Raw genomic sequence first — 23,528 nt, forward strand, 5'->3', positions numbered from 1 at the left:
TATTCGGACCTGCAATGAGATGAACTCATCACAGGTTGGTATTACTGGTCGAGGAACGAGCGCATCTTGCGGCTGCGGCTCGGGTGCTTGAGCTTGCGCAGCGCCTTGGCCTCGATCTGACGGATACGTTCGCGCGTCACCGAGAACTGCTGCCCGACTTCCTCGAGCGTGTGGTCGGTGTTCATGCCGATGCCGAAACGCATGCGCAGAACGCGTTCTTCGCGCGGGGTCAGGCTGGCAAGGACGCGGGTGACCGTTTCCTTGAGGTTCGACTGGATCGCGGCATCGACCGGGATGATCGCGTTCTTGTCTTCGATGAAGTCGCCGAGGTGCGAATCCTCTTCGTCGCCGATCGGCGTTTCGAGGCTGATCGGTTCCTTGGCGATCTTCATCACCTTGCGAACCTTTTCGAGCGGCATCGACAGACGCTCGGCCATTTCCTCGGGCGTCGGCTCGCGACCCTGCTCGTGCAGGAACTGGCGGCTCGTGCGCACCAGCTTGTTGATCGTCTCGATCATGTGCACCGGGATACGGATGGTGCGCGCCTGATCGGCGATCGAGCGGGTGATCGCCTGCCGGATCCACCAGGTCGCATACGTCGAGAACTTGTAGCCGCGGCGGTACTCGAACTTGTCGACCGCCTTCATCAGGCCGATGTTCCCTTCCTGGATGAGGTCAAGGAACTGCAGGCCGCGGTTGGTGTACTTCTTGGCGATGGAGATGACGAGGCGCAGGTTGGCTTCGACCATTTCCTTCTTGGCGATACGGGCTTCGCGTTCGCCCTTCTGCACCATGTTGACGATGCGACGGAATTCGCTGAGCGACATACCGGTCGCCGAGGCGATGTCGGAGATTTCGCTGCGGATGCGTTCGACCGCGTCGGCTTCGTTGGCGGCAAAGGCGCCCCAGCGCTTGTCCTTGCCGGACATGCTCTGCAGCCAGTTTTCGTCGAGCTCGCGACCCAGATAGCCGTCGAGGAAGTCCTTGCGCGAAACCTTGTGCCGCTCGGCAAGGCGCAGCATCTGCCCACCCAGCGTCGTCAGGCGCCGGTTGAAGGTGTAGAGGTTGTCGACGAGGTATTCGATCTTGGTCGCGTGGAACTGCACTGATTCCACATGCGCGGTCAGTTCCTCGCGCAGCTTGTGGTACAGCGCTTCCTTGTCGGCCGGGAAATCGATGCCCAGACCAATCGCGTCGAGGCGTTCGGCCTGCACGCGTTCGAATGCGCGGAACGACGCGGTGATCTCGGCGAACTTTTCGAGGGCCTGCGGCTTGAGCGCGGCTTCCATCTGGGCGAGCGAGAGGGTGTTGTCCTCTTCGTCTTCCTCGGCCGGACGGGGAGTGCGCCGTTCACGCAGTTCGTCGTCCTCGTCCTCTTCAGAGGCCTCTTCCTCGATGTCCTCTTCTTCCTTGAAGGTCGGACCGGCAGTCGCCTCGCTGATTTCACCGTCGCCTTCACCGTCTTCGGACAGGTTTTCAGGCTGCGGCTCCTTCGACAGCATGGCGTCGAGGTCGAGGATCTCGCGCAGCTGCATCTCGCCCGCGTTGAGTGCCTCGGACCACTGGATGATGGCGTGGAATGTGATCGGGCTTTCGCACAGGCCCATGATCATGGTGTCGCGACCGGCTTCGATGCGCTTGGCGATGGCGATTTCGCCTTCGCGGCTCAGCAGTTCGACCGCGCCCATTTCGCGCAGGTACATGCGCACCGGGTCATCGGTGCGCTCGATCGTTTCCTTGCGCTTTTCGACGACCGGACGGTCGTCCATGCCGGTGTCGGTGTCTTCCGTCTCTTCGACGTCGCGCTCTTCGGGATCGACTGCGTCTTCATCGCTTTCGACGATGTTGACGCCCATTTCCGAAATCGCGGCCATGATGTCCTCGATCTGCTCGGAGGACATCTGGTCTTGCGGAAGGGCTTCGTTCAGCTCGTCGTAGGTGATGATGCCGCGGCGTTTTGCCCGCGCGATCAGCTTCTTGATGGAAGCGTCGTTGAGGTCGATCAGCGGTGCATCGCCGCTGTCGGTCTTGTCATTCGATGCCATTGAACCCCGATACCACCTGTTCGAGCCGCGCCCCCATCCGGACGCCGGTATAATTATAACGCAGCACGAGCACGACCCATTTGCCCCAAGCGCGCGCGCAATGCCAGTCTTCGTTGCACCAGACGCTGCTGTTCGGCGAAACTTTCTTCGCTCAGGTCATGTTCGCAGCGTGCGTTCGCTTGCGCCAAGGCCGCTTCGACGCGGGGAAATTCTACAAGAAGATCAACTGCTTCGGCAAGGACTGAGGCGTCTCCGCCGACAATCGCGCCGAACGGCAGATCTGGGTAGTCTTCCGCCGTGGGGAGCCGCACGTTCCGCTCCCGCAATATGGGAGCAATGGACCGGGATTCAAGGCCTTCCTGATCCTCGTCTTCCGATTCGCCGGATTCGGGCGAGTCGGCAAGATCGAGCAGCGCGTCGAGCAATCGGGCAAGGTCGGGATCGCTCGGCGCGAGATGCGCGAGCGCCTCGGCATGGCGCGCGATTTCGCTCGGTCGCGTGGCGAGACCGGCAAGGACGGCCGCTAGCAAGGCCTCGCTCTGTCCGTACCGGCGCAGGCGCTCGGCTTCTTCGGGCGGCAGGGGCGGCTCGGGCGGCTGCCAGCGTCCGCCGCCGCGCTTCTGGCCTTGTTGCGCCTGTCTCGGTGCGGCCTGTCTCGGCGTGAACTGCGAACGCTCGCGCGAAGGGTAGGCAAGTGCGCCGAATCGGTCGAGCAGATCGCGACGATAGAGTGCCCGGATGTCGGGGTGGGCGATCGTTTCCGTCTGTTCGATCAGGCGGGCTTTCAGGCCTGCCTTGGCTTCGGGCGTGTCGAGAGGGGCCGCATCCCTTTCCGCCTGCCACACCGCCTCGATCAGCGGAGTCCCTGCCGACAGCAGGGCTTCCATAGCGGCAGCCCCCTGTTTCTTGACGATGTCGTCGGGGTCCATGCCGCCCGGAAGCGTCACGATCGACAGGCTGTGGCCGGGCTTGAGCAGGGGCAGGGCGCGGGTCATGGCCCGGCGTGCGGCCCGTTGTCCGGCCGCGTCCCCGTCGAAGCAGAGCACGGGGCAGGGCACCACTTGCCACAGCCGTTCGATCTGCTCTTCGGTCAAGGCCGTGCCGAGTGGGGCGACTGCTTCGGCAATTCCGGCCGCCGCAAGGGCAACGACGTCCATGTACCCTTCGACGACGACCATGCGGCCGCTGCTGCGCGCGGCGGGGGCTGCGCGGTGCAGGTTGTAGAGCGTGCGCCCTTTGTCGAAGAGGGGGGTATCGGGTGAATTCAGGTATTTGGGGGCGTCAGTCTTTTCCGCCGAGAGGATGCGTCCGCCGAACGCGATCACGCGTCCGCGCACATCGTGGATCGGCAGCATCAGGCGTCCGCGAAACCGGTCGTAGGGTTCCTTCCCCTCGACCGCGATCAGGAGCCCGGCCTCGATCAGCTGCGCTTCGCCGAATCCGGCCAGAGCCGATTTGAGTGCGCCGCGCGAATCGGGGGCATAGCCAAATCCGAAAGTCTCGATGATCGCTGCGGGAAAGCCGCGCGTGGCGAGATAGGAACGCGCCGCTCCCCCGCCGTCCCCGGCAAGGTTGCGGCGGAAGAAATCCTGCGCGCCGGCCATGGCATCGTGCAGCGTTTTCGCTTTTTCGGCCTTGCGTGCGGCGCGCGGATCGGGGGCGGGGACTTCCATCCCCGCAAGGCTCGCCAGTTCCTTCACCGCTTCGAGAAAAGGCAGGCCCTGGTGATCTGTCATCCAGCGGATCGCGTCACCGTGGGCGCCACAGCCGAAGCAGTGGTAGAAGCCCTTTTCGTCGTTGATCGTGAAGCTGGGTGATTTTTCGTTGTGGAACGGGCAGCAGGCCTTGAATTCCCGCCCCGCCTTCTGGACGCGCACCGTGCGCCCGATCAGCCCGGACAGGCTGATGCGGGAGCGCAGTTCGTCAAGCCATTGCGGGGAAAGACTCATGCCGAATGCCCGATGATCCTGTTGTTCGCGGTTCGCGCGATCAGGCCGAAAGCGCCGCCTTCACGAGGCCGCTTGCCGCAGCCATGTCGACTTGCGTGCCGTGGCTCGCCTTGAGCGCGCCGACGACGCGGCCCATGTCCTTCATGCCCGCAGCCCCGGTTTCGGCGATGATCGCGGCGATCACGGCCTTCACTTCGTCCTCGGTCATGCGGGCGGGAAGGAATTCCTCGATCACGGCCAGTTCGCCGCGTTCGGCGTCGGCGAGTTCCTGGCGTCCGCCCTGTTCGTAGAGCGTGATCGATTCGCGGCGCTGCTTGGCCATCTTTTGCAGCACGTCGATGACGAGCGCATCGTCATCGGGCAGCGTTGCTGCGGTGCGAAGCTCGATATCCTTGTCCTTGAGCTTGGCCAGGATCAGGCGAACGGCGGCCAGGCGCGGCTTGTCGCCTGCCTTCATGGCGGAAACCTGGGCGGCCTTGATGGTATCGCGGATCATGATGCAGTGTGTTCCTGTGGATCGTATTCGCACATGCGAAATGAAATCTGCTTTCGCCACACATCCGTCGCTCGCGCAAGGAATCCAGCAAATTCAAGGCGCTGGTCTCCTTTGGCGGAGTCGGTCGGAACGGTTGCGAAGGCTGAATGCCAACCCTTAGGCGAAGTTTTCTGAGATCGCTAGGTTGACGCTGCGACGGCTTGGGCCTAGCGGGCGAACCTTAGCAACATCGTCAGAACCCCTTGTCAACGGAGCGCCCCAGATCATGGCCGACCCCGCACTTTCGCACGCGCCTCAACCCGAGGGTGCTACGGGAGTCCTCGTTCTCGCGGACGGTCATGTGGCCTGGGGCCGCGGCTTCGGCGCAGTCGGCAATGCCGTCGGCGAAGTCTGCTTCAACACCGCGATGACCGGATACCAGGAAGTGATGACCGATCCGTCCTATGCCGGACAGATCGTTACCTTCACGTTCCCGCACATCGGCAACGTCGGCACGAATGCCGAGGACATGGAAAGCCACGGCGTCCCCGGCGCCGTGGGCTGTATCGTCCGCGAGGATGTCACCGAGCCCGCCAATTTCCGCGCCGAAGGCACGTTCCAGCGCTGGCTGGAAGTGCAGGGCAAGATCGGCCTCGCCGGGATCGACACCCGCGCGCTCACTCGCCGCATCCGCCTGAGTGGTGCGCCCAACGCGGTGATCGCCCACGATCCCAAGGGGCAGTTCGACATCCCGGCCCTGCTTGAACGGGCCCGTTCGTTCCCCGGCCTCAAGGGTCTCGACCTTGCCCGCAAGGTCAGCCGCGAAGGCCGTGAGGAGTGGGAAGGCTCGATCTGGCATCTGGGCGAGGGCTATACTCTGCCCGAACCCGGCAATCGTCCGCATGTCGTGGCGATGGATTTCGGGGCGAAGGACAACATTTTCCGCAGCCTGGTCGAAGCCGGTGCGGACGTGACCATCGTTCCGGCCGAAACTTCGCTGGAAACTATTCTCGATCTCAAGCCCGCCGGGGTTTTCCTGTCGAACGGGCCGGGCGATCCGGCGGCGACCGGAGAATATGCGGTGCCGGTCATTCGTGGCCTGCTCGAACGCGACGTGCCGGTCTTCGGGATCTGTCTTGGGCACCAGATGCTGGCGCTGGCCGCCGGGGCCAAGACGATCAAGATGCACCAGGGGCATCGCGGCGCCAATCACCCGGTCAAGCGACTGGAAGACGGCGTGGTCGAGATCACCAGCATGAATCACGGCTTCGCGGTCGACAACACGCCCGGTGCGCTGCCCGAGAACGTGATCGAAACCCACGTTTCGCTGTTCGACGGATCGAATTGCGGCATTGCCATTGCGGGCAAGAAGGCGTTCGGTGTGCAATATCACCCGGAAGCCAGCCCCGGCCCGCAGGACAGTTTCTATCTGTTCGAGAAGTTCGTCCAGTCGCTCGGTTGAGCGACGGTTTTGAGATAGTCTGGCCCGGCGCGTCGACCGACGCGGACCGGGTGACCTGATACGAGAGCGGCCATGCCCAAACGCACTGACATTTCCTCGATCCTGATCATCGGCGCCGGGCCGATCGTCATCGGCCAGGCTTGCGAATTCGACTATTCCGGAACGCAGGCGATCAAGGCGCTGAAGGAAGAGGGCTATCGCATCGTCCTCGTCAATTCCAACCCGGCGACGATCATGACCGACCCGGAAATGGCCGACGCGACCTATGTCGAGCCGATTACGCCGGAAATCGTCGCGAAGATCATCGAGAAGGAGCGCCCCGACGCGCTTCTGCCGACGATGGGTGGGCAGACCGCGCTCAACACCGCGCTTGCGCTGTTCCGCGATGGCACGCTCGACAAGTTCGGCGTGACGATGATCGGCGCCAATGCCGAGGCCATCGACAAGGCCGAGGATCGGCAGAAGTTCCGCGACGCGATGGACAAGATCGGCCTGGAAAGCGCGCGTTCGGGCGTGGCGCACACGGTCGAGGAAGCGCTGGCGGTGCTCGAGCACACCGGTCTTCCCTCGATCATCCGTCCTTCCTTCACCCTGGGCGGGACCGGCGGCGGCATCGCGTACAACAAGGACGAGTTCATCCGCATCGTCCGTGGCGGTCTCGAAGCCTCTCCGACCACTGAAGTCCTCATCGAGGAATCGCTGCTCGGGTGGAAAGAGTACGAGATGGAAGTCGTCCGTGACCGGAACGACAACTGCATCATCATCTGTTCGATCGAGAACGTCGATCCGATGGGTGTCCACACCGGCGACTCGATCACGGTCGCGCCGGCGCTGACGCTGACGGACAAGGAATACCAGATCATGCGCAGCGCCTCGATCGCTGTGCTGCGCGAGATCGGGGTCGAAACCGGCGGTTCGAACGTGCAGTTCGCGGTCAATCCCAAGGATGGCCGCCTGATCGTCATCGAGATGAACCCGCGCGTGTCGCGCTCCTCGGCGCTGGCGTCGAAGGCGACCGGCTTCCCGATCGCCAAAGTCGCGGCCAAGCTCGCGGTCGGCTACACGCTCGACGAGATCACCAACGACATCACCGGTGCGACGCCTGCCGCGTTCGAACCGACCATCGACTATGTCGTGACCAAGATTCCGCGGTTTGCCTTCGAAAAGTTCAAGGGCTCCGAGCCGCTGCTTTCGACCGCAATGAAGTCGGTCGGCGAAGTCATGGCGATCGGACGCAATCTCAAGGAATCGATGCAGAAGGCGCTGCGCGGTCTCGAGACTGGGCTGGACGGCTTCAACCGCGTCGATGAACTCGAAGGCGCAAGCCGCGACGAGATCAACGCGGCCCTGTCGAGGGCAACACCCGACCGCCTGCTGGTGATCGGACAGGCGTTCCGCGAGGGCTTCACCGTCGAGGACGTCCACGCGGTTACCAAGTACGAGCCGTGGTTCCTGCGTCACATCGCCGAGATCGTCGCCGAGGAAGAAAAGGTCATCGAGCATGGCCTGCCGCGCGATGCCACCGGTCTGCGTCGCCTGAAGGCCATGGGCTTTTCGGACAAGCGCCTGGCCAAGCTGGCGGTGCGTTCGGCACGCTTGGCGGGAAGCGCCAACATGGCCCGTGCCGGGCTCGTTCACGACGTGGTCGAGGCGATGGCGGGTGCGACCAGCGAGGCCGAAGTGCGCAAGCTGCGTCACAAGCTCGGCGTGCGTCCGGTGTTCAAGCGGATCGACAGCTGCGCGGCCGAATTCGAGGCGATCACGCCTTACATGTATTCGACCTACGAGGGCGGCCTGTTCGGTGCGCCGGAAGGCGAATCGATGCCGTCTGACCGTCGCAAGATCGTCATTCTCGGCGGCGGTCCGAACCGGATCGGGCAGGGGATCGAATTCGACTATTGCTGCTGCCATGCCTGTTTCGCGCTCGAGGATGCCGGGTTCGAGACGATCATGATCAACTGCAACCCGGAAACGGTTTCGACTGACTACGACACGTCGGATCGTCTCTATTTCGAACCGCTGACGGGTGAGGATGTTCTTGAAATCCTCGAAGTCGAACGCTCGAAGGGCGAACTGGTCGGCGTTATCGTGCAGTTCGGCGGGCAGACCCCGCTCAAGCTTGCACAGGCGCTGCAGAATGCAGGCATTCCCATTCTCGGGACGTCGCCCGACTCGATCGACCTTGCCGAAGACCGTGAGCGTTTCGCCGATCTCGTTGAAAAGCTGAAGCTGCTGCAACCGGCCAACGGGCTGGCCCGCAGCCGCGACGAAGCGGTCGCAGTGGCTGCCCGCATCGGGTATCCGGTGCTGATCCGTCCGAGCTATGTGCTGGGTGGGCGCGCCATGGAAATCGTCGACAGCCAGGCGCAGCTCGACGACTACATCGCGACGGCGGTCAAGGTCTCGGGCGAGAGCCCGGTGCTGATCGACCAGTATCTGCGCGATGCGGTCGAATGCGACGTCGACGCGTTGTCGGACGGTACCGATGTGGTCATCGCGGGTGTGCTCCAGCATATCGAGGAAGCGGGCATTCACTCGGGCGACAGCGCCTGCACCCTGCCGCCTTACAGCCTGCCGCCGGAAATCATTGCGGAAATGGAACGCCAGGCCGTGCTTCTGGCCAAGGGCCTCAACGTTCGCGGTCTCATGAACATCCAGTTCGCGGTGAAGGACGGCAACGTCTACCTCATCGAAGTCAACCCGCGTGCCAGCCGTACGGTGCCTTTCGTCGCCAAGGCCATCGGACAGCCGATCGCCAAGTATGCCGCCCGCATCATGGCCGGTGAAAAGCTTGCCGATCTGCCGCCGATCCGTCGCGACATCGACTATATGGCGGTCAAGGAAGCGGTGTTCCCGTTCGCGCGCTTCCCGGGCGTCGATCCGGTGCTCTCGCCGGAAATGAAGTCCACCGGTGAAGTCATGGGAATCGATGCGAATTTCCCGATTGCCTTTGCCAAGTCGCAGCTTGGTGCGGGAACGCGTTTGCCGTCCGAAGGCACGCTGTTCGTTTCGGTCAAGGATACCGACAAGCCGGTGGTCCTGCCTGCGGTTCGCAAGCTGGCCGGGCTGGGCTTCAAGGTCGTGGCAACCGGTGGTACCGCGCGTTTCCTCGAAGCCGAAGGCATCGCGGTCGAACGCGTGAACAAGGTGGCCGAGGGGCGCCCCCATATCGTCGATCTTATCATCGATGGCGGGATCGACCTTATTTTCAACACGACCGAAGGCTGGCAGAGCCACAAGGACTCGCAATCGATCCGTCGATCCGCGCTTACCGGCAAGGTCTGCTACTTCACCACGGCAGCCGCGTCGGTGGCCGCGGCAGAAGCGATCGAGGAGCTTCGCAGTGCCGAACTTGATGTGCGGTCGCTGCAAGACTATTATCGATAAGCTTTCACAGGTTTTCCCTGAACAAGCGACAATTCCGTCCGGGTCCATGCTATGGACCCGGAGGGGAGATGTTTTCCCTTCGCCCGGGCGGTAAGTGGCCCCAGGCGCGACAGGGTTTGACGAGAAGGAATACGGATGGCGACTGTGGAAAAGCTGCCGATGCTCCAGGAAGGCTATGAAAAGCTGACGGCGGAGCTGAAAGCGCTGCGTGAGGAACGCCCGAAGATTGTCGACGCCATCGAGGAAGCCCGTGCTCACGGCGATCTTTCGGAAAATGCAGAATATCATGCGGCCAAGGAGCGTCAGGGGCAGGTCGAAGCCTCGATCGGCGATCTTGAGGACAAGATCAGCCGCGCGCAGATCATTGACCCGACCACGCTGTCGGGCGACCGGATCGTGTTCGGCGCGACTGTGACCTTGCTGGACGATGCCGACAAACCGGTGCGGTACCAGATTGTCGGTTTGGCCGAAGCGGACGTGAAGCGTGGCCGAATCAGCTATAACTCGCCCCTGGGACGTGCGCTCATCGGGCGCAAGGTCGATGACGAGGTCGAAGTGACCGTGCCGTCGGGCGACAAGTTCTACGTGGTCGAGAAGATCGAGTTCATCTGATTGCGCAGCAGGGCCTGGGCCCTGCGGCAAATCGATCGACTCCATAACGAAAAGGCCCCGGGACCGCGCAGGTTCCGGGGCCTTTTTCGTCACTCACCGAGAGTGCTGAGCCTTGTTATTCCTTGGGAAGTTCAGGCTCGAGCAGGCGGTGCAGGTGCACGATCACATAGCGCATTTCAGCGTCGTCGACCGTACGCTGGGCCGCGCCGCGCCACGCTTCTTCGGCGCTCGCGTAGTCAGGGAACACGCCGACGACATCGATCGCCTTGAGATCGACGAAATCAAGGCCCTGAGGATCCTTGACCCGACCGCCCATAACGAGGTGGAGCTTATCCATGGGTTACTTTCCGTTGGGGAACTGGGAGCCCCAGCCCCTGACAAAAGCGGGCGCCGAGCGCAAGTCCGATAAAAGTTGTTATTGGGCTCGGCGCGCTCGACCGTTATTCGCCCTTGGTCTCTGTCCGCTCGCCCAGACGCTTGAGCAGAGCCTTGCCTGCGTCGCGGGTGGCCTCGATCGCAACATCGGCGAGGTCGGCGACGCGCTTGCCCGCTTCGGCGCTTTTCTCGCCGACGGCTTCGCCCAATGTTCCGACGCTTTCCTCGATCTTGTGGACGCTTTCCTTGCCGGCTTCGGTGGCGCGGGCGGCATAGGCAAGGGCCAGTTCCGCACCGATCGTGGCGATGTGGCCGAGGCGAGAGGTGCCCGCTTCGACAGCCGCTTCGATCCGGGGCAGCTTGGGAATGAGGTCGGCGGCCTTGGCGTGGCGACGACGCGCCAGCAGCCCGGCGACGATCGCGCCGGCAACGATGCCTCCGGCAGCGGCTGCCACCGGGTGATCGTGCACGAACTGGCGGGCGCGGGTCGAGGTGGTTTCGGCAATCTCCTTGCCGCGGGTGCAGGCGACCTCAAGGCGTCCGCCGAGATTGGCACCGGTGTTGGTCTTGCTCTCTTCGTTCACGCTACGCACTCCTTTCTCGCGGGCGATTACCGGCTCTTGCGGGCAAAGACCCGTCCGAGGCGGTTGCGCACAGTCTGTGCCAGCCTACCTAACGGCTTCCTGAACACCCATCCTGCGATCCCGCTTGCCGTAAGGCCAATTGCGACGATGTTTTCGCGGGCAAGGCCAAGGCCCGCCTCGAAAGCATCGGCTGCGGCATGGATTACGCGGTCGCGCAGGCGCTGCGTCAACGGACGTTCGGCCAGGCTTTCACGCAGGACAGTCATGTCGGCGCGGAAGAGCGCACGGGCCTCGTCGCGTGCTACGCGCGCCTGATCGATCCGGGTTTCGTCGCTGCTACGGCTCATGATTTCGATCCCGTCAAAACTCCGATCATCCTGCGCGCGCGCTTGAATGCGGCAAACAGGCTCGCGCCGGTCAGAATGGCGAGCGTGACCGAGACAAGGGCGAGCGCGCCCCAGGGGCCGATCATCGGCGCCAGCGCGAGCAGCAGCCCGACCACGATCGCCATCAACAGGAAGAACAGGAAGAAGAGGCCCAGAATAACCAGGGCAACGATGAAGGGCAGGCGCTTGAACGCGAAGCCCAGCATGGCCTTGAGATAGCCTGTTTCCGCTTCGAACAGCGTCTGGCCGTTCTGGAGCAGCGCGCCCAGAATCGAGGACAGCGACGCGTCCGTGCCGGGCGGGGTGCCCGGGGGCTGTGTCGTTGCGTCGTGGTCATGCGCGTTTTCGGCCGACGGCGTGTCGGTGTCTTCGAGAATTGCTGTCACGGGTTGTCGGTCAGCCTCTATATTCGCAAACATCAGGCCCGAACGAACGGGCCCAAGAAATCACGCTTCACGGTCCGAACCGCGAACCATCCGCGCCAGCGCGTAGCCTGCAACGGCCGCGATTCCTACTGCAACCATCGGATTCTGGCGAACAAAGTCTTTCACGTCGCCGCCAATCTCGGTCAGGTCCTTGGCTTCGATCTTTTCAGCCGTGGTCTGCAGGGCCTGGGCCGCAGTGCGGGCAAAATCGCCGTACTGGACGCCCAGCTTTTCATCGATGGTCGGGGCCGTGTCGCCCAGCGTGCGTCCGACGACGGCAATCGCCCCGCTGGTCATCGACTGGCCCTGGCGAACAAGTTCGAGTCCCTTGTCCTTGGCCTGGCCAGCGACAAGTCCTGCCGCTTCGCCCCATTCGGTGGCGGTGGCGCCGACCTTTTCGCGTGCCGAGGCCGTGAAACCGGTGGCATCTTCGACAGCCCGGGCAAAACGCGATGGCGACTCGTCACTATCCGCGAGGGGAAGGGCGGTCGGCTCGGCCAGTGGCACGTCCTGTTCAGGCGTGGTTTCGGCCATGGCAAAATCCTCCTTGGACAAGGGCGTGGGCCCTTCCTGTGGCGCCGGAGAGGGAATCCGGCAAGTGTCGTGTGATCCTAGCCCAGCCTTGCGTCGAATGCGCGAGCAAAAATCGCCTTTCCTCGGATCGTGGGGATAAGATCTGCTTCACATGCACGAATGGGAGCCGTGGCTGGATTTGCGGCGCGACTTGCGGTGTTCCGGGCTTGCCTGTCTCCGACTCAACCGATAGGAGCCGCGCACGGGGCGTTGTCCAGCGCTTCTTTATGCAGTTTTTCCCGCCGGCGCCCTATCCGGTGCTGGCCGGCCCTGTTCATTAGGCTCTTGTTGAGGAGAGGCCCGACCATGACCGCCATCATCGATATCCACGCGCGCGAGATTCTCGACAGCCGCGGCAACCCGACCGTCGAGGTCGATGTCCTGCTCGAAGACGGCTCGTTCGGCCGCGCGGCTGTGCCGTCGGGCGCTTCGACCGGTGCGCACGAGGCTGTCGAACTGCGTGACGGGGACAAGGCCCGTTATCTCGGCAAGGGCGTGATGAAGGCGGTGACCGCCGTCAACAGCGAGATCGCCGAAGCGCTCGTCGGCGTTGACGCAGAAGACCAGCGCGACATCGACCTCGCCCTGATCGAGCTCGACGGCACCGAAAACAAGGCTCGTCTGGGCGCCAACGCCATTCTGGGTACCAGCCTTGCGGTGGCCAAGGCTGCTGCCGATGCGCGCGGCCTGCCGCTTTACAGCTATGTCGGCGGCGTTTCGGCCCATGTCCTGCCGGTGCCGATGATGAACATCATCAACGGCGGCGAACACGCCGACAACCCGATCGATTTCCAGGAATTCATGATCATGCCGGTCGGCGCGCCGACATTGGCCGAAGCAGTGCGTTGGGGCGCGGAAGTGTTCCACACGCTGAAGAAGGGCCTGCATGAAAAGGGTCTGGCGACGGCGGTCGGCGACGAAGGCGGCTTTGCTCCCAATCTTTCGAGCACTCGCGACGCGCTCGACTTCATCCTGGCTTCGGTCGAAAAGGCCGGGTTCAAGCCGGGGCAGGACATCGTCCTGGCGCTCGACTGCGCTTCGACCGAGTTCTTCAAGAACGGCAAGTACGAAATCAGCGGTGAAGGGCTCTCGCTCAACCCCGAAGCCTTTGCCGACTATCTCGCCGCGCTGACCGAAGCCTATCCGATCGTTTCGATCGAGGACGGCATGAGCGAAGACGACTTCGAAGGCTGGGCTGCGCTCACCTCGAAGATCGGCAACCGCGTTCAGCTCGTGGGCGACGACCTGTTCGTCACCAACCCGCGCCGCCTGACCATGGGCATCGGCAAGGGTCTTGCCAACTCGCTGCTGGTCAAGGTGAACCAGATCGGCACGCTCACTGAAACGCTCGAAGCCGTGAGCATCGCACAGCGCGCCGGCTATACCGCCGTCATGTCGCACCGTTCGGGCGAAACCGAAGACTCGACGATTGCCGATCTCGCGGTTGCGACCAACTGCGGCCAGATCAAGACCGGCTCGCTCGCCCGTTCGGACCGGCTTGCCAAGTACAACCAGCTCATCCGCATCGAGGAAGAACTGGGCGCTTCGGCCAAGTACGCCGGTCGTGCCGCGTTCGGCCGCCTGAGCGTCTGATGACGGAGCCCGATGAGTAGAGCTCATCGGGAAATGCCTGAGGTCCAATCGCCTCGGGTTCCGAAATTGCAAAGAGGGATCGGATCAAATCCGGTCCCTTTTTGTGTATTTGGAATGAATTACAGGGGCCCGCACGCTTGCCGTGGGACGCGTTTGGTCTATCCTCGCTCAATTGTCCGGGCTGGGCAGGTGTTTCGGTTGGGGGCCGAATGCGTAAATTTCTGTTGATGATGGTGACGGCGTTTTCGCCGGTGGCGGTGCGTGCGGCCGACGCGCCTCTGATGGCTCCGGTGCCTGCCTGGGTCGTACCGTCCGCATACAAGGATGCAGCACCTCCTTCGGGAACGGCGGATGCGCCCTATCGCTTGTTGGGTTTGGACGAGCAGATCCGTTTCCAGCGCGGGGAAGTCGATAAATTCCGGCACGTAGCTTTCCGCATCCTGACTCCCGAAGGTCTCAACGTCGGCAACTTGTCGTTTGCATGGAGTCCGGATCGTTCGTCCCTGACCGTGCATAAAATCGTGATCCATCGGGGGGATCGCACGATTGACGTTCTGGCGTCAGGACAGACTTTCACGGTCTTGCGGCGGGAACAAAATCTCGACCTTGCCATGCTCGATGGTGTGCTCACCGCCAATATTCAGCCTGAGGGGCTGCAAGTGGGCGATGTCGTTGAATATGCCTATACGATCGCGACGCGCGACCCGGTCATGAACGGGCATGTCGAGGACGTGATGTCGGCCTGGAACGGCGCTCCGGTGGCACGGATCCATGTGCGGGTCAGTTGGCCCGATGACGTTCCTGTCCATTATCGCGAGATGGGGGCCTTGCCGCCGTTCAAGCCGTTTCATGCCGACGGCAGGCAAGTGGTCGAATGGACCATCGACGATGTCGATCCAGGTGTGGTGCCTGCCTATGCGCCGGTGCGGTACCGTTTCGGACGGGTCGCCGAGTTCAGCGATTTTGCCGGGTGGGCGGATCTGGCTCATCTGATGGCACCGCTTTACGCGACAGCGTCGGCCTTGCCGGTAAGTGGCTCTTTGCACGATGAACTCGAAAAGATCAGGGCGGCATCGCCCGATGCCCATGTCCGTGCTGAAGCCGCCCTTGCACTGGTCCAGGACCGGGTGCGTTATGTGGCTCTCGAGATGGGCGTCGGCGGCTATGTTCCCGCCGACGCCGCGACGACGTGGTCACGTCGGTTCGGGGATTGCAAGGCGAAGACCGCGTTGCTGCTGGGGTTGCTGCACGGTCTTGGCATCAAGGCTGTGCCGGTGATCGTCAATGTCGCGGCCGGGGACGGGATGGACGCGCGGCTGCCGATGGTCGGCGTGTTCAATCACGTGCTGGTGCGTGCGACGATCGCAGGCAAGGTGTACTGGCTTGATGGGACGCGCAGTTCGCGCCATCGCCTGGTGGCAGACGACGTGCCCTATTTCGGGTGGGGATTGCCGCTCGTGGACGGCAACAATGCACTTGTCCGCATGGTTCCTCCACCGTCCATGGTGAAGCTGGATGACATGTCGGTGCGCATCGACGCATCTGCGGGTGTGCAGGCAAGCGTTCCGGTTGAAGCCGAACTGGTGCTGACGGGTGACGTCGGCGCGTCTACCAATGCCTCGATCGCCACTCTGGTCGGGGATAATCGTCAACGCGCTTTCGAGCAGTTGTGGAAAGAGCGGCTAGGAGCGACCGTCGAGGTCAAATCGACCGCAGCCCATTATGTTCAGACCGATGAGTCCCTGCATCTGACCATGCAGGGGGCCATCAAAATGGATTGGGGTAAGGGCGGGGAATACGCTCTGCAGCAGGCCTCATTCGGATTTGCCGATGTCGATTTCAGTCGCCATGCGGGGCCTGACGCCAATATCCCCTATGCCGTGCCTTATCCGGCCTATGGGGGATTCAAGGAAACCATCCAGTTGCCCAAGGGGTTGGGCGTATTCCATATCGGCACCGAGATGGAAGTGAACGAGACCGTGGCCGGTCTCGCCTTGTATCGCCACGCCGCTTTGCAGGGCGATACGTTCACGATCGAAAAGACGGTGCGTGCAGTTTCGCCCGAATTTCCCGCTGCGGACGCAGTGGCGGCGCAGGCCCGTCTACGTGCGCTGGCCGTCCGCAATGCCGTGCTGCACATGCCGCTGTCCTATCGGTCGACGAATGCAGACGTGGCGAGCGTCAATGCGGCGGAACCGACCACGGCCGATCAATACGTCAACCGGGCAACGGTCAACTTGCGACGTGGCGCTTCGGATCTGGCGATCAGGGACCTCGACAAGGCAATCGCGCTCGATTCCAATAATGCCTTTGCATGGTGTGACCGCGCGCTGGCTCAATTGGACAGGCATGATCAGATCGCCGCGCGCGCCGACTTGGCGCGGTGTGAGGCGATCGATCCCAATGCGGGCCTGACTTTCAAGACACGGGGCGAGTTGGCGCGGGTATCTGGCGATTGGGCAGGGACGCAACGTGCCTATGAACAGGCGCTGTTGCGGGAACCCGATGAGGTTTTCATCCATGCACGCCTTGCCGAAGCGGCGCTGCATCTGGGCAATGCGAACGAGGCTCTGCGTCAGATCAATTTCGTACCTGCCGATGGGCCGAGCCGATACTCCGTTCTGCTTTTCAAAGCGGGGGCGCTCGAAAAGGCCGGGCGGAATGCGGAACTGGTCGAAGTTCTGACTGAAATCCTGCGTGACCGGCCGAACGATGCGCTTGTCTTGCGTGGACGGGCAGCGGCCTATTATCGCATGGGAAAAGTGCAACTGGCGCTCAAGGATCTTGCCGCCCTGCCCAAGACGGCAGGCCCGGCCAAGGCTGGCCAGCCGCCAGTCATGGTCATGCCTCCGGCCCCGATCAAGCCGGCAGGGAATGGCCAAGTGCCTTGACTGGGATGTCGGTGGTGAGAGGCGCTACTGTCCAAGAACGATGAGAACACCCGCGCCGAGCGCGATGACGGCGCCGCCGAGGGCGCGCATGCGGTTGACGCGTTCGTGCAGGAACAGGGCCGCGATGACGAGGCCAAAGACGATCGAGGTTTCGCGAAGGCCCGCAAGGCGCGCGACGTTGCCGAGGCGATAGGCGCCGAGCGCGCAGCCATAGGAGACGATCGAGAGCGATCCGGCGGCAAGGCCGGGACGCCATTGGGCGCGCGCTTCGCGAAAGAAGGCCGAGCCGCGCCGGATGGCGAAGAAACCACCGACACCGAACCCGGTCGCCATGAAGTTCCACGCGATATAGCTCAAGGTCTCGGGCGCGGCGCGAACGCCGCTTGCGTCGATGACGGTATAGGCCGCGATGGAGGCCCCGGTGAGCAGTGCCCAGCCCAGCGCGTGCAGGGGCGGGGCATTGCGTAGCGCGACCAGCAAAGTGCCGAGGCTGACCAGCAGAACCCCGGCGCCGATGGCCCATGTCATTGGTTCGCCCAGTACTGCGACGGAGCCGACAGCGGCGATGACCGGGGCGCTGCCGCGCATGACCGGGTAAACCGCGCTCATGTCGGCGGCTTCGAACGCCCGGATCAGGCACAGGAGATAAACGAGGTGGGTGGCGAGTGATCCGGCGAGCCAAGGCCACGCTGCCCCCGGAAGCGGGACGAAAAAGGCGAGCGGCAGCACGAGGCACGCGCTCGATCCGTCGATCATCGCGCGTCCGGCCATCTTGTCGCCGCCCGACTTGAAGATCGCATTGACGATCGCGTGGGCGGCGCCCGATGTCACCATCATCAACGCGGCGAGCGCCGAGGGCGAAAGGGGCGCCGTCGGCAATGTCAGGCGAACCGCTCCTTGAGCTTGAGCAGGGCGATCGCTGCCTTGGCCGCTTCGCCGCCCTTGTCCTTCTGTTCGGGATCGGCGCGAACGATGGCTTGCGCCTCGTTTTCGACCGTCAGGATGCCGTTGCCGATGGCAAGGCCATCCATGGTCAGTGCCATGACGCCGCGCGCGCTTTCGCCCGCCACGATTTCGAAGTGATAGGTTTCGCCGCGAATGACGACGCCGATGGCGACATAGCCGTCATACTCGCCGCTCTGGTCGGCCAGCGCGATGGCGGCCGGGATTTCCAGCGCGCCGGGGACAGTGATGACCTCGGCCTTGTGACCTGCGTCCTTGAGCGCGGCTTTCGCGCCCTTGATCAACATGTCGTTGAGGTGGTCGTAGAAACGGGCTTCGACAATCAGGAACCGGGCCAAGGGGCTTACTCCGCAGTGATCGGACGTTCGCCGACGATATTCAGGCCATAGCCCTCGATCGCGACAACATTGCGATGTGAATTGGTCAACAGGATCATGTCGTGGATGCCGAGGTCGGCGAGGATCTGTGCGCCGATGCCATAGCTGCGCAAGTCCATGTCGGCCACACCCTTGCCCGCCACTTCGGCGATGAGCTGGGCGGGGTCGGTGGGCATGAGCATGACGATGACGCCCGCGCCCGCCTTGCCGACTTCGGTCATGGCCCGCTGCAGCACGCGCTTCCTGTCGCCGGGGCGGCCGAGCACGTCGGACATCACCGACATGGTGTGAACCCGGACCAGAGTCGGCTCGTCGGGCGTGATGGCACCCTTTTGCAGGACGAGATGCACCGATCCATCGACCTTGTTGCGATAGGTGCGGATGGTCCAGTCACCGCCATAATCGGACTCGAACGGTTCCTGCGCAATGCATTCGACCAGATTGTCGTGGCGGCGGCGATATTCGATGAGGTCGCGGATCGTCCCGATCTTGAGGTTGTGACGTCGGGCGAAGGGGATGAGGTCGTCCATGCGCGCCATGGTGCCGTCTTCGCGCATGATTTCGCAGATCACGCCCGACGGATTGAGCCCGGCAAGCCGCGAGATGTCGACGGCCGCTTCGGTATGTCCGGCGCGGACCAGCGCGCCGCCGTCGCGAGCAATCAGCGGGAACACATGGCCGGGGGTGGCGATGTCGTCCTGCGTCTTGGCAGCGTCGATGGCGACGGCCACGGTGCGCGCGCGATCGGCTGCCGAAATGCCGGTGGTGACGCCTTCGCGGGCTTCGATCGAGACGGTGAACGCGGTTTCGTGCCGGGTGCGGTTGTTGCGGCTCATCAGTTCGAGGCCGAGCTGTTCGCAACGCGCGCGGGTCAGGGTAAGGCAGATCAGGCCACGCCCGTGCGTCGCCATGAAATTGATGGCATCGGGCGTCGCCATCTGGGCCGGGATGACCAGATCGCCTTCGTTTTCGCGGTCTTCGTCATCGACCAGAATGAACATGCGGCCGTTGCGGGCCTCGTCGATGATTTCCTCGATGGGAACCAGAACCTGCGTTTCGTCGCTTTCGCTCAGGACGCGTTCGAGCTTTGCCAGCGTTTCGGCGGTGGGGTTCCAGTTCGCCTGGGTCAGGTCACGCAGGGTGTTGGCGTGAAGGCCTGCGGCGCGGGCGAGGCCGGAGCGGGACATGCCGCCTTCGGTGACGAGTCGGCGGATGCGATCGATGAGGTCGGTTGACATGCGGGTTGGCTATGTCACTGCGATGTGATGTGCAAGTGGAAATATCACATGGAGATGTGAATTTGCGCTTCGTGCTTGCTGGTCGGGGACTCTTGTGGGCCTTGAAGACACAGTCGTCAAACAAGAACCATTTCGGCACTTGGGGTTTTAAATAATCGGTTGACAAACATTCGGCCTCGTTATGTCCTGTGCTCGCGGTAGCTCGCGCGAAAAATGACGGGCACCGCTGGAGAGAGAGGTCTGAGGCTATGAGGGGCAAGCTTTGCCTGATGGTTGGCGTGTGCGCGTCAGCCATGTCACACCCTGTCCATGCGCAATCCGCAACACCGGCAGGGGCACCGGAAACCACGGGAGTTCAGGAAATCATCGTTACCGCGCAGCGCCAGTCGCAGCGCCTTCAGGAAGTTCCGATCGCGGTCAGCGCCTTCACCGCCGAAGGGCTGGAGCGACAGCAGATCAAGACCGCAAGCGATCTGCAACTGTCACTGCCCAGCGTGACGTTCACCAAGACCAATTTCACCTCTTCGAGCTTTACCATTCGCGGGATCGGGGACCTGTGCGTGGGGGTGAGCTGCGACAGCGCGACCGCCATCCATCTCAACGATGCGCCGCTGTTCCAGACTCGCCTGTTCGAAGGCGAATTCTATGACTTGCGCCAGGTGGAAGTGCTGCGCGGGCCGCAGGGTACGCTCTATGGGCGCAACGCGACGTCGGGCGTGATCAATTTCCGGACAGCGCTTCCCAATCTCAACAAGATCGAGGCGTCAGGCGACGTCGAATACGGGAATTACAATTCGGTCAAGGTGAAGGGGATGTTCAATCTGCCGGTCACGCAGAATCTCGGGCTGCGTGTCGCCGGGTTCTTTACCCGCCGCGACGGGTACACGACCAATCTCTATGACGGGTCGAAGATCGACGGGCGCAACATGTACGGCCTGCGCGGTTCACTGCGGTGGGAGCCGTCGCCCACCACCACGGTCGATTTCATGGTGCAGTATTTTCATGAAAACGACAGCCGCATGCGTATCCAGAAGCAGCTGTGCCAGGCCGATCCGACTGGTGTGCTCGGATGTCTCAATTCGCGGCTCGACAATTCGGTCTCGAATGCCAATGCAACGCTGGCCGGCGTTTTGACGTCAAAGGAACTTTTCGCGATCAAGGGGTTACCGACCTCCTTGGCGCTGGGCAGCGTCTATGGCGCCAACCTCTATTCCAATGCGGTCAATCCCAGCGATCCGCGTCAGGTCTACACCGCGTTCACGCCGAAATACTATTCCAACGACGTCATCCTGCAAGGCACGCTCAAGCAGGACATCGGCGAAAAGCTCAGTCTGCGGGTCGAGGGCAACTGGGAGCGCGTCACCGTCGATTCCATGCAGGATTACAACAATGCCCTGCAATCGCGCGCACTGATCCAGCCTGCGTTGAACACGCTTGCCTATCTGGCGAGCGGTGCGGCAGGGGCGGGACTTGCGACTTATCTGTCTCCGGTCGCCAATGCACTGATGCCCAATGGCCCGACCGGCGCAATCTGCACCTCGCTGCCGGAGGAAAGTGGAACGGGGGTCTTTGGTGGGCACAGCGCCTGTTCGGACACGCCGCTCGCGTTCGACCGTTCGCGCCAGACCAATGTGAGCTGGACCGCAGAGGCGGTGCTGACGTCAAAGTTCGATGGTCGATTCAACTTCCTTCTGGGTGGAATTTATGGTCGTAACAAGCTGAATGTGAATGATTATTACGTCAACACGTTTGGCCTCGACTACTTTTCGGGCATTGCCGGGACGCTCTCGGCGCTGGGGGCGGGATTGTCGCCTGCCTATCTTGCGACGCCTTATTATGATAACAATTCCAACTACTTGATGCTCAAGACCTTCGGCATTTTCGGGGAAGCCTACTACAAGGCTACGAACAATCTGAAGTTCACGGTCGGTTTGCGCTACAATGACGACCGCAAGACGCTGTCGGCGCGGACGACCGTGTTCAGCTGGTTGACGCCGTTCGGATCGACCAATGCCTATAGCTCACCCTATTTCGGCTCTTTCGACGCTGACGCAGGGCGTACCGGCAATCAGGCGAACCAGGTGCGGGACGGGCACTATCGTGCGCTGACGGGGCGCGGGGTGATCGATTGGCAGATCACGCCCAACAACCTGCTCTATTTTTCCTATTCGCGGGGGTACAAGTCGGGAGGGATAAATCCGCCTTTGTCCAATGTCTTCTCGGTTCCCGAAAGCTTCCGGCCCGAGTTCGTCAATGCCTTCGAAATCGGTTCCAAGAACACCTTCGGGCATGGCCAACTTCAGTTGAACCTCACCGGCTTCTTTTATGATTACAAGGATCTCCAGCTCTCGCGGATCGTTGCACGCACGTCGGTCAACGACAACGTCAGCGCCCATATCTATGGGGTGGAGGCCGAAGCGATCGTGCGGCCGGTTCGACCGCTCACGCTCAACGTCTCGTTCAGCTACCTCCATACCGAAGTGTCGAGCGACACCTACCTTGCCAATCCGCGTGACTTTGGCGGCGGCCGGTCGGACGCGGTCATCATCAAGGACCTGACCAACGCGTCGAACTGCGCAGTGGTCCCCGGAACCTCGGGCAATGCGGCGGGGGCCAATGCTTTCGTCAACACGGTCAATGATATGATCAATGCCGGATCGTTTGCCGGGTCGGGGGTCAATGGTGGTGCAGGGTTGCAGCACACCACGGCTTTTCCCAGTGGCAGCGGCATTGCCTCGACCGGAGCCTACAGCGTTTGCGCCGTGCTTCAGGGCGTTGCCGCAGCGTCAGGAACCTCGTTCGACGCCAACGGGATCACCGTCCTGACCGATGGGGTGAAGGTCAATGTGCGGGGTAATCAGCTCCCCGGCGCCCCGACGTTCAAGGTTGCGGCAGGGGTCCAGTACGAGTTCCTCTCCGGCAAGTACACGATCACGCCGCGCGTCGACTTTGCCCTGACCGGGGATTCGACGGGCAGCGTGTTCAACGGGGCGGTAAACGAGATTCCCTCGTACATTCAGGTCAACGCCCAGGTGCAGCTCGATGGCCCGGACAAGAAGTGGTACCTGCGCGCCTTCGTGCAGAACCTGACCAACAACAATTCTATCACCGGGCTCTACGTCGGGGATCAGTCGTCGGGGAATTACACCAATATCTTCACGCTTGATCCGCGCCGCTACGGAATCGCGGCCGGGTTCAAGTTCTGACCCGTTGGGGGGCCGGTCCGCTTGCGGGCCGGCAAGAGGGAACGCCGGAGGCCATCCTGTGCCTCCGGCGTTTTTTCCTTCAGTGCCGCAGGGCGTTCGATGTCCGGTCCGTCGCGAGCTGATAGTGGTGGAGACGGTCGCGTTCCATGCGTTCGAGCAGCGGATTGTCGTGAAAGGGGGAGACCACCTCGGCCATGACGTCGGCCCAGGGGGCATTGCTGTCGAACAGGATGCCGAGGCCGAAGATCGCCGGCACATGCGCATAGAGCAGGGTGCGATCGTCGTCTTCGGACAAGCTGATAAAGTCCTCGATCGCCGTCAGAACCCCATTGCGGGGCCCGCCTGCCCGCAGGGCGACAGCGCTGTTGCGGGGGGGGCGAAAACCGCGATCGATATGATGGCCGGGATCGTCGAGCATGACCCTCGCATTGAAGCTGTAGGGCTGCCTGAATTCCCGGGGGATGCGTTCGGGGACATCGTACATGTCCCGGCGGGAACACGGCCAGCCAACATCGTGCAGGATCACCAGCAGTGGCTTGCCGTCCCGTCGGGCGATGACGTCGGCAGCGGCCAGTTCGTTGAAAACGGTATAATAGTTGTGGTCGCCGTTGATCAGCCAGGCATCCACGCCGCTGATCGTGTCGATGACGTCGAGGCTGTGTTCGGGGACATGGTGGACTTGTGGCGTCCGGTCGATCCAGGCGAGCAGTTCGGGGCCGGGCGACGGCTCGATCGTGATGAGCTGGCCGTCCTTGCGCGTGCAGAAATCGGCGAGAAAACGGGTCGTTCCACCGTGCTCCGCACCGATTTCAAGGATGGTCCGCGCGCCCGCCACTTCGAGCAGTTCGACGATGAGGTCGCGGAATTCGGCCATCGAGTGAAGCAGAAGATCCTTCATGACATACCGCTTTTATAGGCGGGCAAGGGCATGCGCGCCGTTTCTATGGCGCGAGGGGGTAGTTTATCGTGGTTTGCATGACGTCCTCA

18 protein-coding genes are annotated in these 23,528 nt (G+C 62.6%); 6 read left to right on the forward strand and 12 right to left on the reverse strand.

The window, feature by feature from the left end; all coding sequences use genetic code 11:
* Window positions 1-41: 41 nt before the first annotated feature.
* From rpoD to Y88_RS02760, 3 genes are read right to left on the reverse strand one after another with little or no spacing between them, the layout of a single operon-like run.
* Window positions 42-2,045 (reverse strand): RNA polymerase sigma factor RpoD, encoded by a 2,004-nt coding sequence (rpoD, locus tag Y88_RS02750; protein WP_008066063.1) that lies wholly within the window; start codon window positions 2,043-2,045, stop codon window positions 42-44.
* 53 nt (window positions 2,046-2,098) lie between these two features.
* Window positions 2,099-3,994 (reverse strand): DNA primase, encoded by a 1,896-nt coding sequence (dnaG, locus tag Y88_RS02755; RefSeq protein WP_008066065.1) that lies wholly within the window; start codon window positions 3,992-3,994, stop codon window positions 2,099-2,101.
* A 40-nt stretch (window positions 3,995-4,034) separates the two neighbouring features.
* Complete coding sequence (locus tag Y88_RS02760) at window positions 4,035-4,490, reverse strand: GatB/YqeY domain-containing protein (protein WP_008066067.1); 456 nt, start codon at window positions 4,488-4,490, stop codon at window positions 4,035-4,037.
* Window positions 4,491-4,755: 265 nt separating this feature from the next.
* On the opposite strand from Y88_RS02760, the gene carA reads away from it, so the two are divergent.
* The 3 genes from carA (at window position 4,756) to greA (ending at window position 9,930) form a co-directional block, all read left to right on the forward strand.
* Window positions 4,756-5,931: a glutamine-hydrolyzing carbamoyl-phosphate synthase small subunit gene (carA, locus tag Y88_RS02765; protein WP_026166750.1), complete on the forward strand. Its 1,176-nt coding sequence runs from the start codon at window positions 4,756-4,758 to the stop codon at window positions 5,929-5,931.
* A gap of 72 nt (window positions 5,932-6,003) precedes the next feature.
* The gene (carB, locus tag Y88_RS02770; RefSeq protein WP_008066070.1) at window positions 6,004-9,318 is read left to right on the forward strand and encodes a carbamoyl-phosphate synthase large subunit; all 3,315 of its coding nucleotides are present in this window, start codon (window positions 6,004-6,006) and stop codon (window positions 9,316-9,318) included.
* Between the two features lie 135 nt (window positions 9,319-9,453).
* Window positions 9,454-9,930, forward strand: a complete 477-nt coding sequence (gene greA / locus Y88_RS02775; protein WP_008066071.1) for a transcription elongation factor GreA — start codon at window positions 9,454-9,456, stop codon at window positions 9,928-9,930.
* A gap of 115 nt (window positions 9,931-10,045) precedes the next feature.
* Here the strand turns inward: greA and Y88_RS02780 are convergent, their stop codons facing one another.
* From Y88_RS02780 to Y88_RS02800, 5 genes are all read right to left on the reverse strand, one after another.
* Window positions 10,046-10,267 (reverse strand): DUF4170 domain-containing protein, encoded by a 222-nt coding sequence (locus Y88_RS02780; protein WP_026166749.1) that lies wholly within the window; start codon window positions 10,265-10,267, stop codon window positions 10,046-10,048.
* Between the two features lie 103 nt (window positions 10,268-10,370).
* Window positions 10,371-10,889, reverse strand: coding sequence for a hypothetical protein (locus Y88_RS02785; protein ID WP_008066073.1), 519 nt, complete (start codon window positions 10,887-10,889; stop codon window positions 10,371-10,373).
* A 26-nt stretch (window positions 10,890-10,915) separates the two neighbouring features.
* On the reverse strand, window positions 10,916-11,236 hold the full coding sequence (locus Y88_RS02790) for a hypothetical protein (RefSeq protein WP_008066074.1): 321 nt from the start codon (window positions 11,234-11,236) through the stop codon (window positions 10,916-10,918).
* Window positions 11,233-11,661 (reverse strand): phage holin family protein, encoded by a 429-nt coding sequence (locus tag Y88_RS02795; protein ID WP_008066082.1) that lies wholly within the window; start codon window positions 11,659-11,661, stop codon window positions 11,233-11,235. Before Y88_RS02795 ends, Y88_RS02790 begins: the two co-directional genes overlap by 4 nt.
* 60 nt (window positions 11,662-11,721) lie before the next feature.
* On the reverse strand, window positions 11,722-12,234 hold the full coding sequence (locus Y88_RS02800; RefSeq protein ID WP_232280890.1) for a hypothetical protein: 513 nt from the start codon (window positions 12,232-12,234) through the stop codon (window positions 11,722-11,724).
* 345 nt (window positions 12,235-12,579) lie between these two features.
* Between Y88_RS02800 and eno the strand changes: the two genes are divergently transcribed.
* Together eno and Y88_RS02810 are read left to right on the forward strand one after the other, a co-directional pair.
* The gene (gene eno, locus Y88_RS02805; protein ID WP_008066084.1) at window positions 12,580-13,866 is read left to right on the forward strand and encodes a phosphopyruvate hydratase; all 1,287 of its coding nucleotides are present in this window, start codon (window positions 12,580-12,582) and stop codon (window positions 13,864-13,866) included.
* A 209-nt stretch (window positions 13,867-14,075) separates the two neighbouring features.
* A complete protein-coding gene (locus tag Y88_RS02810) occupies window positions 14,076-16,757 on the forward strand; it encodes a DUF3857 domain-containing protein (protein WP_232280891.1) in 2,682 nt (893 codons plus the stop codon).
* Window positions 16,758-16,781: 24 nt separating this feature from the next.
* Here the strand turns inward: Y88_RS02810 and Y88_RS02815 are convergent, their stop codons facing one another.
* The 3 genes from Y88_RS02815 to ribB are packed head-to-tail and all read right to left on the reverse strand — an operon-like array spanning window position 16,782 to window position 19,335.
* Entirely contained in the window at window positions 16,782-17,636 is an 855-nt protein-coding gene (locus tag Y88_RS02815) for a DMT family transporter (RefSeq protein ID WP_008066086.1), read from the reverse strand.
* Window positions 17,637-17,638: 2 nt separating this feature from the next.
* Complete coding sequence (gene ribH / locus Y88_RS02820) at window positions 17,639-18,058, reverse strand: 6,7-dimethyl-8-ribityllumazine synthase (RefSeq protein WP_008066087.1); 420 nt, start codon at window positions 18,056-18,058, stop codon at window positions 17,639-17,641.
* Between the two features lie 5 nt (window positions 18,059-18,063).
* Window positions 18,064-19,335, reverse strand: a complete 1,272-nt coding sequence (gene ribB, locus Y88_RS02825) for a 3,4-dihydroxy-2-butanone-4-phosphate synthase (protein ID WP_008066089.1) — start codon at window positions 19,333-19,335, stop codon at window positions 18,064-18,066.
* Window positions 19,336-19,628: 293 nt separating this feature from the next.
* On the opposite strand from ribB, the gene Y88_RS02830 reads away from it, so the two are divergent.
* Window positions 19,629-22,541, forward strand: a complete 2,913-nt coding sequence (locus Y88_RS02830; protein WP_008066091.1) for a TonB-dependent receptor — start codon at window positions 19,629-19,631, stop codon at window positions 22,539-22,541.
* Between the two features lie 79 nt (window positions 22,542-22,620).
* Here Y88_RS02830 and Y88_RS02835 read toward each other — a convergent pair whose 3' ends face one another.
* The gene (locus Y88_RS02835; protein WP_008066093.1) at window positions 22,621-23,439 is read right to left on the reverse strand and encodes a class I SAM-dependent methyltransferase; all 819 of its coding nucleotides are present in this window, start codon (window positions 23,437-23,439) and stop codon (window positions 22,621-22,623) included.
* Window positions 23,440-23,528 lie beyond the last annotated feature (89 nt).

The organism is Novosphingobium nitrogenifigens DSM 19370, assembly GCF_000192575.1.
Classification (GTDB): Bacteria; Pseudomonadota; Alphaproteobacteria; order Sphingomonadales; family Sphingomonadaceae; genus Novosphingobium; species Novosphingobium nitrogenifigens.

Excerpts from the sequence above, each read along its gene's own strand:
- rpoD (WP_008066063.1), bottom strand. The coding sequence starts at position 2,045 with ATGGCATCGAATGACAAGACCGACAGCGGCGATGCACCGCTGATCGAC.
- dnaG (WP_008066065.1), bottom strand. The coding sequence starts at position 3,994 with ATGAGTCTTTCCCCGCAATGGCTTGACGAACTGCGCTCCCGCATCAGC.
- Y88_RS02760 (WP_008066067.1), bottom strand. The coding sequence starts at position 4,490 with ATGATCCGCGATACCATCAAGGCCGCCCAGGTTTCCGCCATGAAGGCA.
- carA (WP_026166750.1), top strand. The coding sequence starts at position 4,756 with ATGGCCGACCCCGCACTTTCGCACGCGCCTCAACCCGAGGGTGCTACG.
- carB (WP_008066070.1), top strand. The coding sequence starts at position 6,004 with ATGCCCAAACGCACTGACATTTCCTCGATCCTGATCATCGGCGCCGGG.
- greA (WP_008066071.1), top strand. The coding sequence starts at position 9,454 with ATGGCGACTGTGGAAAAGCTGCCGATGCTCCAGGAAGGCTATGAAAAG.
- Y88_RS02780 (WP_026166749.1), bottom strand. The coding sequence starts at position 10,267 with ATGGATAAGCTCCACCTCGTTATGGGCGGTCGGGTCAAGGATCCTCAG.
- Y88_RS02790 (WP_008066074.1), bottom strand. The coding sequence starts at position 11,236 with ATGAGCCGTAGCAGCGACGAAACCCGGATCGATCAGGCGCGCGTAGCA.
- Y88_RS02800 (WP_232280890.1), bottom strand. The coding sequence starts at position 12,234 with ATGGCCGAAACCACGCCTGAACAGGACGTGCCACTGGCCGAGCCGACC.
- eno (WP_008066084.1), top strand. The coding sequence starts at position 12,580 with ATGACCGCCATCATCGATATCCACGCGCGCGAGATTCTCGACAGCCGC.
- Y88_RS02810 (WP_232280891.1), top strand. The coding sequence starts at position 14,076 with ATGCGTAAATTTCTGTTGATGATGGTGACGGCGTTTTCGCCGGTGGCG.
- ribB (WP_008066089.1), bottom strand. The coding sequence starts at position 19,335 with ATGTCAACCGACCTCATCGATCGCATCCGCCGACTCGTCACCGAAGGC.
- Y88_RS02830 (WP_008066091.1), top strand. The coding sequence starts at position 19,629 with ATGTCACACCCTGTCCATGCGCAATCCGCAACACCGGCAGGGGCACCG.
- Y88_RS02835 (WP_008066093.1), bottom strand. The coding sequence starts at position 23,439 with ATGAAGGATCTTCTGCTTCACTCGATGGCCGAATTCCGCGACCTCATC.